Origin of the sequence: Agrococcus baldri (assembly GCA_900114805.1) — a bacterium.
Lineage (GTDB): Bacteria > Actinomycetota > Actinomycetes > Actinomycetales > Microbacteriaceae > Agrococcus > Agrococcus baldri.
Genome location: FOZN01000001.1, coordinates 584,882 through 600,699 on the forward strand (window position 1 = coordinate 584,882; position 15,818 = coordinate 600,699).

Sequence of the window (15,818 nt, forward strand, 5' to 3'; positions counted from 1 at the left end):
GCCGGTCGCGTTCGCGACCGCCAGGGACGAGGAGGTTGCCATGCGGGCACGGACGGGCGCGGCGTGCGCCATCGCGGCAGCACTGCTGCTGACGGGATGCGGCGGGGGCGGGGGCGGACCGGAAGCGTCCGCCGAGACGGACTTCGGTGCGGTGCCGGAGGGCACGCTCAGCGGCTGGGGATTCGAGAACACCGACGACGTGGGTCGGGCGCGGCTCGACCATGCCGCAGCCGCGCTCGAGGGCGTCACGGTCGAGCTCGACCAGACTGCGTTCGACGCGCAGAAGTTCACGACGCTCGCGGTCTCGGGCGACATGCCAGACGTCGTGCAGATCGACCGCCAGTTCGTGCCGACCTACGCGGCGCAGGGCCTCATCATGCCGCTCGACGCGTGCTTCGCTGCGCACGAGGTCGACCCGCAGCAGCACTGGTATCCGCACGTCGCCGACGACGTGACCTGGAACGACCAGATGTGGGCGGTGCCGCAGTTCTACCAGCCCCCGGTGATCCTCACGAACGCGCGCGTCATGGAGGAGGCCGGCGTGAGCGCGGACGACCTCGACACGAGCGACCCGGAGGCGATGATCGCGGCCGCCGAGGCGATGACGGTCATGGACGGCTCGAGCGTCAGCCGGGTCGGCTTCGACCCGCAGGGCGTCTCGAAGGCGCAGCAGTGGCTGCTCGCGTTCGGCGGCGGCGTCGTCGACGAGGAGGGCGCGCCGACGCTCGACCGCGAGGAGAACGTCGCGGCCGTGGAGTTCCTGCAGCAGCTCTACGAGGCGCAGGGCGGCTTCGCCGAGGTGGACGGCTTCATCTCCGCGATCGACATCTTCGGCGACGGCAACGGCTACGCGAACGACCTCGTCGGTGCCGCGGTGTTCGACCAGTGGTACCTGAACGTGCTCACGCCCTACGCCGACGACGTCGAGCTGGGCGCGGTGCCGCTGCGCGACAGCGAGGGCGAGCCGTTCACGGCTTCCGGCGGCTCGTCGTTCGTCATCCCGGCGGGTGCGCAGAACCCGTCGGCCGCGTGCGCGTGGGCGATCGAGCTGACGACGGCGGATGCGTGGCGCGCGGCCGCCGAGGCTCGGGCGGAGACGACCGAGGCAGAGGCCGACCGCAACGGCATCAACACCGGGCTGTTCACCGGCTCGCCCGAGAGCGACCAGTTCATCCGCGACGAGTTCGCGTCGGCCGAGGGCTACCCCGGCTTCCAGGAGGGCATCGACACCTACTACGACGTGGCCGCCGAGGGCACGTCGGTCGGCGCGTCGCCCGCCGGCCAGCAGGTGCAGGGCGAGCTCGAGAACGCGATGACGTCGGCGCTGCTGGGCGAGGCCTCGCCCGAGGACGCGCTCGCGCAGGCGCAGCAGGCCGCGATGAGCGCCTACAACCAGGTCAGCGGCGGCTGATCGGGTACCCGCGCGGCAGCAGCGACCGCGGGGGCGGCTTCGGCCGTCCCCGCCGTCGCTGTGCGCGGATGCTCGTCAGCCCGTGCGGCCGGAGGTGGCGATGCCGTGGATGAACGAGCGCTGCCCGAACGCGAACAGGATGAGCATCGGCAGCGTGACGATGAGCGCCGCCACCATGACGTACTGGTAGTCGCCGTGGCCGCCCGACTCGGGGCTGTACTTCGTCATGGCGCTCGCGATGCCCAGCGGCACGGTGTAGCCGGTCGCCGAGCCGGTGTTGAGGTAGATCAGCGCGCCCTGCAGGTTGTTCCAGCTGGCTTGGAACTCGAACAGGAACACGATCACGAACGACGGCACCGAGAGCGGGAAGGCGATGCGCCAGAACTGCCCCCACGCGCTCAGGCCGTCGATGCGCGCCGCCTCGAACAGCTCGCGCGGCAGTCCGAGGAAGAACTGCCGCAGCAGGAAGATGTAGAACGCCGAGCCGAACACGTTCGCGCCCCACAGCGGCACGTGCGTGCCGACGAACCCCAGCTGGTTCCAGATCAGGAACTGCGGCACGAGCGTGACCGCCCCCGGCAGCATCATGGTCGCCAGCACGACGCCGAACAGCACGTTGCGGCCCGGGAAGCGGAAGTAGGCGAAGCCGAACGCCACGAGCGAGCTCGAGACGGTCACGAAGCCCGCCGCGAGCACGGCGATGAGCACGCTGTTGCCCAGCCACGCCAGCAGCGGCAGCTGGTCGAAGACCTCGACGTAGTTCTCCGGCTGCCATGTCTGCGGGATGAGCCGGTTGTCGAAGACCTCGCCGCGCGGCTTGAGGCTCGCAGCCAGCAGCCACACGATCGGGTACAGGAACAGCCCGGTGCAGGCCAGCAGCAGCACCCACCGCACCACCTGCCCGACCCAGCCCCACACCGACAGGCGCGTCTCGCGCGGCTGCACGGGCGAATCGGCAGCCGCAGCAAGCGCGGCCGAGCTCATCCGCGGCTCGGCGGCATCGGCCTGCGCGCTCATCGCTCGCCTCCCTCGTAGTAGACGAATCGGTTGCCGATCCGCATCTGGATGATCGAGATCACCAGGATGATGACGAACAGCAGCCAAGCCATCGCCGCGGCGAAGCCGAAGTTGAACTGCCGGAACGCCTGCTCGAACAGGTAGATCGCGTAGAACAGCGAGGCGTCGGACGAGCCGGATGCGGTGGTGCGGTGGAAGAGCAGGAAGGCCTGGTCGAAGATCTGGAAGGCCGCGATCGTCAGCACGAGCACGTTGAACAGCACCGCGGGCGAGATGAGCGGCAGCGTGACGTTCCAGAAGCGCCGCCACGAGCCGGCGCCGTCGATCGAGGCGGCCTCGTAGAGCTCCTTCGGCACGTTCTGCAGCGCCGCCAGGAAGATGACCATCGTGCCGGCCACGCCCCACAGCGTCATGAGCACGATCGACGGCTTGACCCACGCGGGGTCGAGCAGCCACGCCGGTCCGTCGATGCCGAGCGCCGCGAGCCCGCGGTTGATGGCGCCGTTGCTGCCGTTGAGCAGCAGCAGGAAGACGGATGCGGTGGCGACCGTCGGCGTCATCTTCGGCAGGTAGAAGACGGTGCGGAAGAAGCCGGCGCCGCGGCGCACGGTGTTGAGCAGCATCGCGAGCCCGAGCGCGAGCGCCACCTCGAGCGGCACGGCGAGCACGGCGCAGAAGAGCGTGTTGCCGAGCGCGGTCGCGATCTTCGGATCCTCGATCAGCATCTGGTAGTTCGCGATGCCCGCCGGCCGGGCGGTGTCGGTCGCGAGCTGGTAGTAGCTGAAGGAGATGACGAGGCTGTAGACCATCGCGCCGAACGTGAAGACGAGGAAGCCGAGGATCCAGGGCGAGATGAACAGGTAGCCGTTTAGCGCCTCGCGCCGGCGCATCGGGCTCATCCGGGGGCGCTTGGGCTTCGGCTTCGGCGCTGCAGGCTCGGGCGCGCCGGGCTCCCGAGCGCCGGGCGGTGCGGACGTCGTCGTCAACGGGCCTCCTCCGGTCGGCGGAGCCCGAGAGCACCGCTTCTCTGGTGTACCCCACTTCTCTGAGAAGCGCATCCCTCACTTCTGGTCGACGTACCCCACTGCCGCACGAGCCGCACAGCGGTGCACGGCCGCCCGACGCATCCGCCGCTCGCGGCGTACGCTGGCGCCATGACTGTCCACGACCGCGCCACGATCATCCCGCTGCCCGACCGCGTGCCGCACCTGCCGAAGTCGGCGCTGGTGATGCCGGGCGCCGTCATCGCAGGGCAGGTCTCGCTCGGCGAGCGCGTCGGCATCTGGCCGGGCGCCTCCATCCGCGCCGAGGAGGAGCCGGTCATGATCGGCGACGACTCCAACGTGCAGGACTCCTGCTCGCTGCACGTCGACCACGGCTCCCCGCTCACCATCGGCGCGCGCGTCTCGATCGGCCACAACGCCGTCGTGCACGGCTGCACCGTCGAGGACGACGTGCTGATCGGCATGCACGCGACGGTCATGAACGGCGCGGTCATCGGCACCGGCTCGATCATCGCCGCCGGCGCGCTGGTCACCGAGGGCACCGTCATCCCCGAGCACTCGCTGGTCGCCGGCGTGCCCGGCAAGGTGCGGCGCGAGACCACCGAGGACGAGCGGCGCGGCATCGAGCGCAACGCCGAGACCTACGCGAAGCGCATCGAGGTCTACGTCGGCGCCATCGGGCACTGAGGCGATGCCCTGGCGGGCCAGGCGGGCGGATGCGTAGGCTCGGCCCCACGGGGAGGAGACCGAGATGGCGATCCAACGGACGGGCACCGTCACCGAGCATGGCGAGATGTGCGAGCTGATGCTCGAGCGCAGGGTGGGAGCCGACGCCATCGCGGTGTGGCCGTTCCTGTCGGAGTCGCGCGAGCTGGGCATCTGGTTCGCGAACTACGTCGGCGAGCCCGACTCGGGCGAGGTGGTGCTGTCGATGACCGCCGAGGACGGCGAGTCGACCAGCGCCGTCGAGATCCTCGAGTGCACGCCGCCCGAGCACCTGATCGTGCAGACCACCGACGACTCGGGCAGCTGGAGCCTCGAGGTCGAGCTCGTCGACGGCGGGCACGAGCCCGGCTCCGGCACGCTCATCCGCTTCTCGCACCACGAGCTGCCGCTGTCGATGCTGCCCGACGTGGGCGCCGGCTGGGAGTGGTACCTCGATCGACTGGTCGCCGCGATCGCCGGCGAGCCGATGCCCGCCTGGGACGACTACTACCCGGCGCTGCGCGACGCGTACGCCGGCTGACGCATCCGTCGCATCCGGGTCAGCGCGAGCGCACCCGGTGCTCGGCCATCTGCACCACGTTGTCGAGCAGCATGACGCGCGTCATCGGGCCCACACCGCCGGGCACGGGCGAGACCCACGCCGCGACATCCTTCACGCCCGGGTCGACATCGCCGAGCAGCTTCACCTTGCCGGTCTCGGCCGAGAGGCCGCGCGTGATGCCCACATCGAGCACCGCGGCGCCGGGCTTGACCCAGTCGGCCTTGATCAGCCCCGGCACGCCCACGGCGGCCACGACGATGTCGGCCTCCCGCACCTGGGCGGCGAGCTCGGGCGTGCGCGAGTGGCACAGCGTCACCGTCGCGTCGATGCCCTTGCGGGTCAGCAGCAGGCCGAGCGGCCGGCCGACGGTGAGGCCGCGGCCGACGATGGCGACCGTCGAGCCCGCGATCTCGATGTCGTGGCGGCGCAGCATCTGCACGATGCCCGCGGGCGTGCACGGCAGCGGCGAGTCGATCGGCCCGTCGACCCCGAGCACCAGCCGGCCGAGGTTCGTGGGGTGCAGGCCGTCGGCATCCTTGTCGGGATCCATCAGCTCCAGCATCGCCTTCTCGTCGTGCCCGTCGGGCAGCGGCAGCTGGATGATGTAGCCGGTCACCTCGCCCGCCGAGTTGAGATCGGCGATCGCCTTCCGCACGTCGGCGGTCGAGGCGCCCGTGGGCAGGTCGACGCGGATCGACTCGATGCCCACCTCGGCGCAGTCGCGGTGCTTGCCCTTCACGTACGACTGGCTCCCCGGGTCATCGCCGACCAGCAGCGTGCCCAGACCCGGCGTCATGCCCTTGGCCGCCAGCGCATCCACTCGCTCCTTCAGCTCCGCCTTGATGGCGGATGCGGTGGCGTTGCCGTCGAGGAGCCGTGCGCTCATCGGCGGTCGCCGCCCTGGGAGACGGAGGAGCCGAGGTCGTGCACCGCCGTCGGCTGGCCGGACGGGCCGACGCCCGCGTAGAGCGGGAAGGCGTCGGCGAGCTTCGCGACGCGGGCGCGGAGCGGCTCGGGGTCGGCGCCGGGCAGCAGCGCGAGCGCGATCACATCGGCCACCTCGGTGAACTCCTGGTCGCCGAAGCCGCGGGTCGCGAGCGCCGGCGTGCCGATGCGCAGGCCGCTCGTGACCATCGGCGGGCGCGGGTCGTTCGGCACCGCGTTGCGGTTGACCGTGATGCGGATCTCGTGCAGGAGGTCCTCGGCCTGCTTGCCGTCGATGGCGGCGTCGCGCAGGTCGACCAGGACCAGGTGCACGTCGGTGCCGTTCGAGCGCACCGTGATGCCCGCATCCGCCACGTCCTGCTGCATGAGCCGCTCGGCGAGGATGTGCGCGCCGCGCAGCGTGCGCTCCTGGCGCTCCTTGAACTCGTCGCTCGCGGCGAGCTTGAAGGCGGTGGCCTTCGCGGCGATCACGTGCATGAGCGGGCCGCCCTGCTGGCCCGGGAAGACGCCCGAGTTGATCTTCTTGGCGATGTCGGCGTCGTTCGTGAGGATGAAGCCCGAGCGCGGGCCGCCGATGGTCTTGTGCACGGTCGACGAGACCACGTGCGCGTGCGGCACCGGGTTGGGGTGGAGGCCCGCGGCGACGAGGCCTGCGAAGTGCGCCATGTCGACCCACAGCAGCGCGCCCACCTCGTCGGCGATCGCGCGGAAGGCGGCGAAGTCGAGCTGGCGCGGGTAGGCCGACCAACCGGCGACGATCACCTTGGGCTTGTGCTCGATCGCGAGGCGGCGCACCTCCTCCATGTCGACCTGGCTGGTGGTCTCGTCGACGCCGTACGCGACGATGTCGTACAGGCGGCCGGAGAAGTTGATCTTCATGCCGTGCGTGAGGTGGCCGCCGTGGTCGAGCGAGAGGCCGAGCACCGTGTCGCCGGGGCGCGCGATCGCGTGCAGCACGGCGGCGTTGGCGGTGGCGCCCGAGTGGGGCTGCACGTTGGCGAACTCGGCGCCGAAGAGCGCCTTCGCGCGGTCGATCGCGAGCTGCTCGGCGACGTCGACGTACTCGCAGCCGCCGTAGTAGCGGCGGCCCGGGTAGCCCTCGGCGTACTTGTTGGTCAGCACGCTGCCGGCGGACTCGAGCACCGCGACCGGCACGAAGTTCTCGCTCGCGATCATCTCGAGGTAGTCGCGCTGGCGGTTCAGCTCCTGCTGCAGGACCTCGGCGATCTCAGGATCGACTTCGCTGAGGGGGCTGTTGAACGTGCTGGGCAGACGGTCGGTCACGGGTGCTCCTTCGCTGGTGCGCTGGCGCGCGTCGCTGGTTCGGATGCCCAGGCGCGCGGCTGCTGCTCGGCCGCTCCCCGGTGGTGCTCCACCAATGCGCCAGTCACGGCCGCAGCCATCGTATCCCGCGGGCCGATGCTTGGCCGATGCTCGCATTCCGAGCGTTGCGGTCGCGCGTCTCTCCGGCCAGCCTTGCTCTCACCGACATCTGCACGAAGGAGCACCATGAGCGTCATTGATCTCACCGGCAAAGTCGCCATCATCACCGGCGGCGGCAGCGGCATCGGCAAGTCCACATGCGAGCTCTTCGCGAGCCTGGGCGCGACAGTCGTCGTGAGCGACATCGCCGAGACCGCGCACGAGACCGTCGCAAGCATCGAGGCCAGCGGCGGCACCGCATCCGCCGTCGTCGGCGACATCGGCGATGCCGCCGTGGCCGACGCGATCGTCGCGGCGGCGGTGGAGCGGCACGGCAAGCTCGATGTGCTCGTCAACAACGCAGGCATCATGGATCACTTCGCCGGTGCTGCGGCCGTGGACGACGCCTTGTGGGACCGCGTGCTGCGGGTGAACCTCTCGGCGCCGTTCTACCTCACCCGGGCTGCGCTGCGAGTGATGGTGCCGCAGGGCTCAGGCTCGATCGTGAACATCGCGAGCGAGGCGGGCATCCGCGGCGCCGCGGCGGGCGCGGCGTACACCGCGTCGAAGCACGGCCTCATCGGGCTCACGCGCAACACCGCCTACACCTACGCGAAGCAGGGCATCCGCGCGAACGCGATCTGCCCGGGCGGCGTGGAGACGAACGTCATGACCGCCGACATCCAGCAGCACATCGACCAGGAGGGGCTCGCTGCCATCACGCCCGTGCACCAGTCGGCGATGCGCGTCGCGCAGCCGATCGAGCAGGCGAACCTCGCGGCGTTCCTCGCGTCCGACGCGGCGAGCAACGTGAGCGGCGCGATCATCCCGAACGACGGCGGCTGGTCCGCGGGGTGAGCCGGCCGGTCGCACTGCCGCCGGGCGTGTGTGGTTGGCTCGGCGCATGACGGACGACGACCGCATCCGCCTCCTGCTGCTCGACGCGCTCGACGCGCAGCGCCGCCACGTGCTCGCCGCGATCGACGGGCTGAGCGATGCGCAGCTGCGCAGCGCCGTGCTTCCGTCGGGCTGGTCGCCGATCGGACTCGTGCGGCACCTGACGCTCGGCGGTGAGCGCTACTGGCTGCACACAGTGATGGCCGGCGAGCCGCTCGACTACTGGCCGGCAGACCGCCCCGAGCTCGACGACGGCCGGCCCGCCGACTGGCGAGTCGAGGCGCACGAGGCGACGGATGCGGTGGTGCAGGAGTACCGCGACGCGATCGCGCGCTCCGACGAGATCGTGGCCGCGCTCGACCTCCGCGCCGCGCCTCGTCGGCCCGAGCCGGAGTGGCCCGCCGAGCGATTCCCCGATCTGGCCGCGGTGCTGCTGCACGTGATCCTCGACGCGGCGACGCACGCCGGCCACCTCGACGCGACGCGCGAGCTGCTCGACGGCCGGCAGCACCTGGTGCTCTGAGCGCGCCCGGAGCCCCACGTGCGGCGAGCACGCGCCGCAGCACCGCGTGAGCGGAGCGCCCTCGCAGCCCGCCAGCAACGAGCAAGCCGGGTCGCGGGTCCGGCCGGCAGACGGCGAGGGGGCCGGTATCGCGCGACCCCGGCCCTTCGCAGCTGCTGCCGCAGCCGCAGCCGCTAGATGAGGTGGTCGGTGAGGTGGTTGGGCGTGCCGAAGCGGTGCGCCGTGATCGCGACCGCCTGCTCCCGCAGGAACGGCAGCAGCTCCACACGGCCCGCCTCCGTCACCGGGTGCGACACGATCGCGAGGTCGGGGCGGCCCTCGACGGCCTCCGCCAGCGCGCGCACGCCCTCGGCGACCGTCGCCTCGGCGGCCAGATAGCGGATGCGTCCCTGCGGCAGGCGCGCCGCCGCCCGCGCGAAGGCGGCGTCGTCCTGCACCTCCACCGGAACCCCCGCCGCAGCGAGCGCCGCGCGCACCGCGGGAGCGGGCTCGATCGCAGTCGAGACGCGCACCTCGGCACCGGCGCGCAGCGCAGCGGCGACCGTGCGCGCCAGCTGCACGATGCGGCCGCCCTCCGCCAGCCGGATGACGACGTTCGGCATCGGCAGGTGGCGCAGGATGTCGCGCTCGGCGAGCAGCTGCTGCACATCGCGGGCGAGACCCAGCTCGCCGGCCCACACGTGCTGGTCGGAGCCGGCCGCACGGCGGAGCGCTGCGGCCTCGTCGCGCGTGACGGAGGAATCCGTCGCGGCCGAGCCCGACGCATCCGCCGTCGACGCCACCGACTCCACCGCGTCGACGAGCGTCTGCACCGACTGCAGCTCGATCGGCGCCGTCTCGCGCGCCTCGGCCGAGACCCAGTCGACCAGCGGCATCAGGTAGCTCGGGCCGCCCGCCTTGGTGGTGGGCCCGACGACCGAGCGCTTCCAGCCGCCGAAGGGCTGGCGCTGCACGATGGCGCCGGTGATGCCGCGGTTGACGTAGAGGTTGCCGGCCTGGATGGTCTCGAGCCACCGGCCGATCTCGTCGGGGTCCAGCGAGTGGATGCCGCTGGTGAGGCCGTAGTCGACCTCGTTGACGAGCGCGATGGCCTCCTCGAGGGTGTCGACGCGCATGATGCCGAGGATCGGGCCGAAGTACTCGGTCAGGTGGTACTCGCTGCCGCGCTGCACGCCGGCGCGCAGGCCGGGCGACCAGAGCTTGCCCGAGTCGTCGAGCTGCTCGGGCTTGACGATCCACGACTCGCCGGGGCCAAGCTTGGTGAGGCCGTCGAGCAGCTTGCCCTCGGCCGGCGCGACGACCGGGCCCATCTGGCTGGTGGCGTGCCACGGGTAGCCGGTCTCGAGCGAGCGCACGCCGTCGACGATCTGGTTGTGCAGGCGCTTCGACGTGCCGGCCTGGCCGACCAGGATCGCGAGCGAGGCCGCCGAGCACTTCTGACCGGCGTGGCCGAAGGCGCTCGCCACGATGTCCCTCGCGGCGAGGTCGAAGTCGGCCGAGGGCATCACGATGATGGCGTTCTTGCCGCTCGTCTCGGCCAGCAGGTTGAGATCCGCGCGGATGCGGCGGAAGGCCTGCGCGGTCTCGAAGCCGCCGGTGAGGATGACGCGGTCGACGCGCGGGTCGCCGATCAGCTGGTCGCCGAGCGAGCGCTCCCCCAGCTGCACGAGCTGCAGCACGTCCTTCGGCACGCCGGCCGCCCAGAGCGCCTCGACCATCGTCGCGCCGGTGCGCGCGGTGGCGCGGGCGGGCTTGATGATGACGGATGCGCCGCTCGCGAGGGCTGCGAGCGTCGAGCCCGCGGGGATGGCGATGGGGAAGTTCCACGGCGGGGTGACGGCGATCAGGCGCGAGGGCACCGCGACGGCGCCGTCGATGCGGTCGAGATCGCGGGCGCGCTCGGCGTAGTAGTGTGCGAAGTCGATCGCCTCGGAGACTTCAGGGTCGGACTGGTCGAGCGTCTTGCCGGCCTCGCTGGCCGCGACCTCCATCAGCTCGCCGCGGCGCGCCTCGAGCTCTCGGCCTGCGCGGTGCAGGATCTCGGCGCGCTCGTCACCCGAGAGCGAGCGCCAGCCCTCGTTCGCGGCGATGCCGGTCTCGATCACGGTCTCCAGCGCATCCGCATCGCGCAGCGTGGCCGCCTCGACGGCGTCGACGCCCAGGCGCGAGTCCTTCGCGCGCTCGCGGATGCCGGCCGCCCACGCCTGGTTGGCGGGCAGCGAGGGGTCGGTGTCGGGAGCGTTGCGGAACCCGCCCTGCCCGGCCGGGGCCGACGCATCCGCAGTGCTGTCGATGCTGCGGTCCTGCACCCGGTGCGTGGCGGGCGCCTCGGCGGCGAGGCCCGCGAGCGAGGCGAGGAAGCGATCCTTCTCGCGCTCGAACAGCGGCTGCGAGGTGGCCAGCTCGAACACGGCCGACATGAAGTTCTCGCGGCTCGCGCCCTCCTCGAGGCGGCGGATCAGGTAGGCGATCGCGACGTCGAACTCGTTCGGGTGCACGACCGGCGTGTAGAGCAGCAGGCCGCCGACGTCGCGGCGCACCACCTCGGCCTGGCCCTGCGCCATGCCCAGCAGCATCTCGAACTCGACACCGCGCTCGATGCCGCGCTGCTTGCCCAGCAGCCAGGCGAAGGCGACGTCGAAGAGGTTGTGGCCGGCGACGCCGAGCTCGACGTTGGCGATGCGCTCGGGCGTGAGCGCCCAGGTGAGCACGCGCTTGTAGTGCGTGTCGCTGTCCTGCTTGGTGTGCCAGGTAGCGAGCGGCCAGTCGTGGATCGAGGCCTCGACGCGCTCCATCGGCAGGTTCGCGCCCTTCACCAGGCGCACCTTGACGTTGCCGCCGCCCGACGCGACGCGCTCGGCCGCCCACTCCTGCAGGCGCTGCATGGCCGGCAGCGCGTCGGGCAGGTAGGCCTGCAGCACGATGCCGCCGCGGTACTGCTCGAGGCCGGGCTCGCCGAGGATCCGCATGAAGACCGCCATGGTCATCTCGAGATCCTTGTACTCCTCCATGTCGAGGTTGATGAAGGTGCCGGTCTCGTTCGCGCGGCGGTAGAGGGGCAGCAGGCGCTCGACCACGTGGTCGACGTGGGCGTCGAAGGCCCACGGCTGGTGCGGCGCGGTGGTGGCGGAGACCTTGATCGAGACGTAGTCGACGTCGTCGCGCTCGATGAGCGCCATGGTGCCGTCGATGCGGCGCTTCGCCTCGCGGCCGCCGAGCACATACTCGCCCAGCAGGTTGACGTTCAGGCGGGCACCGGTGGCGCGGATGCGCTTGATCGCGGCACCGAGGCGGGCGTCGGTGGCGTCGATGATGAGGTGGCCGACCATCTCGCGCAGCACGCGGCGCGCGATCGGCACCACGATGTGCGGGGCGAGCGGGGCGACGCCGCCGCCGAGCTTGAGCGCCTGGCGCATCGGCCAGGGCAGGAACGCGGGTGCGTCGCCGGCGATCTCGCGCAGCGTGCGGGCGGCCACGTGCACATCCTCGGGCCGCACGACGCCGTCGACGAAGGCGACCGCGAAGTCGAGGCCCTTGGGGTCGTTCAGCACCCCGGCGAGCTGCTCGGCGCTCGCGTCGGCGGGGATCTGCTCGGCGGCCTCGAGCCACGTGCGCACCTGCGCGACGATCTCGGGCGCGAGCGCCTGCAGGCTCGCGAGCTCGGCCGGATCGACGGCGCCTGCGACGGCCTGCGCCGTGGCCTGCGCGGTGTCCTGCGTCGCGCTGGTCTTCTCGGTGGCGGCTGCGCCCATGCTGCTGCCCTTTCTCGCCGTGCCGCGGGCGTGCCCGCGTGGGTGGGTGCGCGCCGACATGCGCGTCGCGGCCAGTCTGCCCGCAACCATCGTTCAGGTACAGTGACGGTTCACGATGGATATGCATCGCGTTGAGTGATGCTTTGCGGATGTGTCGCGGTGCGCGCGTTGGGAGGCCGGCAATGCTCGAGGTGCGACGCCTGCGACTGCTGCGCGAGCTGCGGCTGCGCGGCACCATCGCGGCGGTCGCCGCAGCGCTCGCGTACGCGCCGAGCGCCGTCTCGCAGCAGCTCAGCGCGCTCGAGCGCGAGGTCGGCGTGCCCCTCACCCACAAGCAGGGCCGGCGCCTGGCGCTCACCCCGCAGGGCGAGCTGCTCGCCCAGCACGCCGAGCGGGTGCTCGACGAGCTGGAGACCGCCGAGCGCGCGGTCGCGGCGTCGCTCGGCCGGCCCATCGGCACCGTGCGCATCGCGGTGTTCCAGTCGGCGGCGCTCTCGCTCGTGCCCGGCATGCTGCGCATCCTCAGCGAGAGCGCCCCGGAGCTGCGCATCGAGATGGTGCAGCGCGAGCCCGAGACCGCCCTCTACGACACCCACGTGGGCGACTTCGACCTGGTGGTCGCCGAGCAGTACCCCGGGCACGCGGCGCCGCAGCACCTGGGCCTCGACCGCGAGGTGCTGATGACGGATGCGCTGCGGCTGGCCGTGCCGCCGGGCAGCGACATCCGCACCCTGGTCGACGCCGCATCCCGCCCCTGGGTGATGGAGCCTGTCGGCGCGGCCTCGCGGCACTTCGGCGAGCAGCAGTGCCGGGTGGCGGGCTTCGAGCCCGATGTGCGCTTCGCCACCGCCGACCTGCAGGCGCAGATGCGGCTGGTCGAGACCGGCCACGCCGTGGGCATCGTGAACGACCTCACCTGGGTCGGCACGCAGGTGCGCTTCGAGCCGCTCCCGCTGCCCGGTGCCCCGCGGCGCGAGATCTTCACCGCCGCGCGCGCGGCATCCAGCGGCTCACCGGCGATCGCGGCCGTGCGCGAGGCGCTGCGCGGCGCGGTGCCCACGGAGGTCGCAGCCGACTAGCGTCCGGCTTGCCGCACTGGCCCGCCGACCGGCACCCCGTCCCGGGCGCGACTCCGGCCACGCTCAAACGGCGCTCGCTACCGTGGTGCGACCTACCCGAGGGGGAACCGTGGGCCTGTTCACACGCAAGCAGACGACCGAGGTCGCGCAGCGGCCGGTCCGCGCGCCCTGGTCGCTGTGGGCCGATTCGTTCGGCCGGCTCGCGACGCGGTCGCTGCAGATCATCCTCGTGATCGCCGTCGTCACCGGCGCGATCTTCGCGATGACGCAGCTCACGCTCGTCATCATCCCCGTGATGCTCGCGCTCATCTTCGCGTCGGCGTTCGCGCCCCTGATGCGGTGGATGCGCCGCCGGGGCGTGCCCTCGGTGCTCGCGACCATCATCTCGCTGCTCGCGATCGCCGCGGTGCTCAGCGGCGTGGTGTGGCTCATCGTCAACGCGGTGCGCAACCAGCTCGACGAGCTCATCGCCCAGGCCACCGAAGGCTTCGATCGCGTGCTCGATTGGATCTCGACCCTGCCGTTCGCTCCCACCGATGCGCAGATCACCGAGGCGCGCGACACCGCGATCGACTTCCTCACCAGCGCGCAGTTCGGCTCCGGTGCCCTCGCGGGCGTGAGCGCCGCCGCGAACTTCGTCACCGGGCTCGTGCTCATGATCGTCGTGCTGTTCTTCTTCCTCAAGGACGGGCCGCGCATCTGGGAGTTCCTGCTGCGCCCGTTCGAGGGCGAGCGGTACGCGCGCGCCAAGCGCATCGGCGCCACCACCGTCGGGACGCTCGGCGGCTACGTGCGGGGCACGGCCACGATCGCGCTGGTGGATGCCGTGGGCATCGGCATCGTGCTCTGGATCATGCAGGTGCCGCTGGCCCTGCCGCTGGCCGTGCTCGTGTTCCTGCTCGCCTTCATCCCGCTCGTGGGCGCGACCGTCGCGGGTGCGCTCGCGACGCTCGTCGCGCTCGTCGCCACCGACGTGCTCTCGGCGGTGATCGTGCTGGGCGCCGTGATCCTCGTCAACCAGATCGAGGGCAACTTCCTGCAGCCGGTGGTCATGGGGCGCTCGCTCAATCTGCACGCCCTGGTCATCCTGATCGCCCTCACCGTCGGCACGGTGCTCGGCGGCATCGTCGGCGCGGTGCTCTCGGTGCCGATCGCCGCCGTCGCCTGGGGCATCACGCAGGTATGGGACGGCGAGGACCGACCGGCGCGCATGTTCCGGCAGAAACGGCCGGAGATCGCGTAGCGGACGGAACGGGGGCAGCCCCGCTCAGGCCCGGTTCCGCCGGCGCACGTGGCTGACGGCGACGAGCGCGAGGCTGACGGCGATGCCTGCGAACAGCACCCAGGGCAGCGAGCCCGGCCCCCAGCTGTCGAACGCGATCGCGCCCAGCAGCGCACCGCCGCCGATGCCCGTGTTGAAACCGGTGGTGTACCAGGCCATGGCCGGCTGCAGCAGCCGCTCGGGCGCGGCCTCGAGCAGCCGCGTCTGCAGCAGCGGCGGCAGCGCTCCCATGGCGAGGCCCCACACCAGGATCGCCGCGAAGGTGAGCGGCAGCACGGTCGAGAGCGCGAGCACCACCATCGTCAGCAGCATCACGATCATGCAGGCGACCACGCCTGCGAGCGGGCGACCGCCGAGCCAGATGGTCAGCGCCAGCACCGCGATCGCGCCCATCACGCCATAGGCGAGCAGCGCCGGGCTCAGCCACTCCTCCGGCAGCTGGGCGTGCTGCACGAGGAACGGCGCGATGAACGTGTAGAAGGCGTACTGCCCGGTCATCGCGAGCGTCGTGGAGAGGATCGCGACCACCATGCCGCTCATCGACACGCGCGAGCCCTCGACCGGCAGCGCGAGCGATCCGGTCTCGGTGGTGGCGACATCCTTCATGTGGTCGACCGGCGGCAGCACCTTCCAGACCGCGAGCGCCGCGAGCAGGCACGCGACACCGAACACCGCGAACGCCCAGCGCCAGCCGACCGCCTGGCCCAGCAGCGTCGACAGCGGCAGGCCCAGCACGAACGCGAGCGAGCCGCCGGCGCTGGTGATGGCGACCGCGCGCCCGAGCTGCTCGGGCGGCACGAGATAGGCGGCGTAGGCGCCCACCACCGTCCAGAAGACGCCGTGCGCGAGACCGCCGATGATGCGCATCGCCACGATCCACTCGTAGGTGGGCACGACGGCAGTCGCCAGGCACGAGGCAGTGAAGATCAGCAGCACGCCGATCACGAGCGCATGCCGCGGCAGGCGCCTGGTGAGGCGGATGAGCGTGGTCGAGGAGGCGACGACGGTGAACGCGAACACCGACACCAGCAGGCCGATCGCGCTCTCGGAGACGCTCAGGTCGCGGCTCATCGGCAGCACCAGGCCCATCGGCAGCATCTCGACCGAGATGTTCACGAAGATCGTCAGCGCCAGCACGAGCAGCGCCGCCATCGGAAATGGCGTCGCCTGCCGCTGTCCGCTCGTCGTCTGCTCACCCACGAGCGCTCAGCCTATGCCG

13 protein-coding genes and 1 riboswitch are annotated in these 15,818 nt (G+C 71.7%); of the genes, 7 read left to right on the forward strand and 6 right to left on the reverse strand.

The genetic code is table 11. The features are described 5' to 3' along the window. The first annotated feature begins 40 nt into the window (after window positions 1–40). On the forward strand, window positions 41–1,411 hold the full coding sequence (locus tag BM288_RS02830; protein ID WP_092915627.1) for an ABC transporter substrate-binding protein: 1,371 nt from the start codon (window positions 41–43) through the stop codon (window positions 1,409–1,411). Between the two features lie 75 nt (window positions 1,412–1,486). On the opposite strand, the gene BM288_RS02835 is transcribed toward BM288_RS02830, so the two are convergent. Both BM288_RS02835 and BM288_RS02840 read right to left on the reverse strand, forming a co-directional pair. Next, entirely contained in the window at window positions 1,487–2,428 is a 942-nt protein-coding gene (locus BM288_RS02835; protein WP_092915629.1) for a carbohydrate ABC transporter permease, read from the reverse strand. Further along, window positions 2,425–3,414, reverse strand: coding sequence for a carbohydrate ABC transporter permease (locus BM288_RS02840; RefSeq protein WP_404799681.1), 990 nt, complete (start codon window positions 3,412–3,414; stop codon window positions 2,425–2,427). The genes BM288_RS02835 and BM288_RS02840 overlap by 4 nt, the downstream gene beginning before the upstream one ends. Before the next feature lie 168 nt (window positions 3,415–3,582). On the opposite strand from BM288_RS02840, the gene BM288_RS02845 reads away from it, so the two are divergent. Then, window positions 3,583–4,119 carry a gamma carbonic anhydrase family protein gene (locus BM288_RS02845; protein ID WP_092915633.1) on the forward strand — a complete coding sequence of 179 codons (537 nt, stop codon included), beginning with the start codon at window positions 3,583–3,585 and terminating at the stop codon, window positions 4,117–4,119. A gap of 64 nt (window positions 4,120–4,183) precedes the next feature. Further along, on the forward strand, window positions 4,184–4,678 hold the full coding sequence (locus BM288_RS02850; protein ID WP_092915635.1) for an SRPBCC domain-containing protein: 495 nt from the start codon (window positions 4,184–4,186) through the stop codon (window positions 4,676–4,678). Window positions 4,679–4,697: 19 nt separating this feature from the next. On the opposite strand, the gene BM288_RS02855 is transcribed toward BM288_RS02850, so the two are convergent. Continuing rightward, a complete protein-coding gene (locus tag BM288_RS02855; protein WP_092915637.1) occupies window positions 4,698–5,585 on the reverse strand; it encodes a bifunctional methylenetetrahydrofolate dehydrogenase/methenyltetrahydrofolate cyclohydrolase in 888 nt (295 codons plus the stop codon). Further along, window positions 5,582–6,928, reverse strand: a complete 1,347-nt coding sequence (gene glyA, locus BM288_RS02860; protein WP_177220225.1) for a serine hydroxymethyltransferase — start codon at window positions 6,926–6,928, stop codon at window positions 5,582–5,584. The genes BM288_RS02855 and glyA overlap by 4 nt, the downstream gene beginning before the upstream one ends. A gap of 38 nt (window positions 6,929–6,966) precedes the next feature. Continuing rightward, window positions 6,967–7,045: riboswitch (ZMP/ZTP riboswitch) on the reverse strand. A gap of 108 nt (window positions 7,046–7,153) precedes the next feature. On the opposite strand from glyA, the gene BM288_RS02865 reads away from it, so the two are divergent. After that, entirely contained in the window at window positions 7,154–7,924 is a 771-nt protein-coding gene (locus tag BM288_RS02865; protein WP_092915641.1) for an SDR family NAD(P)-dependent oxidoreductase, read from the forward strand. A gap of 46 nt (window positions 7,925–7,970) precedes the next feature. Next, window positions 7,971–8,486 (forward strand): mycothiol transferase, encoded by a 516-nt coding sequence (locus BM288_RS02870; protein ID WP_092915643.1) that lies wholly within the window; start codon window positions 7,971–7,973, stop codon window positions 8,484–8,486. A 173-nt stretch (window positions 8,487–8,659) separates the two neighbouring features. Here the strand turns inward: BM288_RS02870 and BM288_RS02875 are convergent, their stop codons facing one another. Further along, the gene (locus tag BM288_RS02875) at window positions 8,660–12,238 is read right to left on the reverse strand and encodes a proline dehydrogenase family protein (protein WP_092915645.1); all 3,579 of its coding nucleotides are present in this window, start codon (window positions 12,236–12,238) and stop codon (window positions 8,660–8,662) included. 182 nt (window positions 12,239–12,420) lie between these two features. Between BM288_RS02875 and BM288_RS02880 the strand changes: the two genes are divergently transcribed. Next, window positions 12,421–13,317: a LysR substrate-binding domain-containing protein gene (locus BM288_RS02880; RefSeq protein ID WP_092915647.1), complete on the forward strand. Its 897-nt coding sequence runs from the start codon at window positions 12,421–12,423 to the stop codon at window positions 13,315–13,317. 109 nt (window positions 13,318–13,426) lie between these two features. Beyond that, entirely contained in the window at window positions 13,427–14,560 is a 1,134-nt protein-coding gene (locus tag BM288_RS02885) for an AI-2E family transporter (RefSeq protein WP_092915649.1), read from the forward strand. Window positions 14,561–14,584: 24 nt separating this feature from the next. Here BM288_RS02885 and BM288_RS02890 read toward each other — a convergent pair whose 3' ends face one another. Next, a complete protein-coding gene (locus BM288_RS02890) occupies window positions 14,585–15,799 on the reverse strand; it encodes an MFS transporter (RefSeq protein WP_092915651.1) in 1,215 nt (404 codons plus the stop codon). Between the last annotated feature and the right edge of the window lie 19 nt (window positions 15,800–15,818).

What these genes read in the sequence shown, in the direction of transcription:
- BM288_RS02845 (WP_092915633.1), top strand. Translation starts at nt 3,583, where the DNA reads ATGACTGTCCACGACCGCGCCACGATCATCCCGCTGCCCGACCGCGTG.
- BM288_RS02870 (WP_092915643.1), top strand. Translation starts at nt 7,971, where the DNA reads ATGACGGACGACGACCGCATCCGCCTCCTGCTGCTCGACGCGCTCGAC.
- BM288_RS02850 (WP_092915635.1), top strand. Translation starts at nt 4,184, where the DNA reads ATGGCGATCCAACGGACGGGCACCGTCACCGAGCATGGCGAGATGTGC.
- BM288_RS02830 (WP_092915627.1), top strand. Translation starts at nt 41, where the DNA reads ATGCGGGCACGGACGGGCGCGGCGTGCGCCATCGCGGCAGCACTGCTG.
- BM288_RS02875 (WP_092915645.1), bottom strand. Translation starts at nt 12,238, where the DNA reads ATGGGCGCAGCCGCCACCGAGAAGACCAGCGCGACGCAGGACACCGCG.
- BM288_RS02880 (WP_092915647.1), top strand. Translation starts at nt 12,421, where the DNA reads ATGCTCGAGGTGCGACGCCTGCGACTGCTGCGCGAGCTGCGGCTGCGC.
- BM288_RS02855 (WP_092915637.1), bottom strand. Translation starts at nt 5,585, where the DNA reads ATGAGCGCACGGCTCCTCGACGGCAACGCCACCGCATCCGCCATCAAG.
- BM288_RS02835 (WP_092915629.1), bottom strand. Translation starts at nt 2,428, where the DNA reads ATGAGCGCGCAGGCCGATGCCGCCGAGCCGCGGATGAGCTCGGCCGCG.
- BM288_RS02865 (WP_092915641.1), top strand. Translation starts at nt 7,154, where the DNA reads ATGAGCGTCATTGATCTCACCGGCAAAGTCGCCATCATCACCGGCGGC.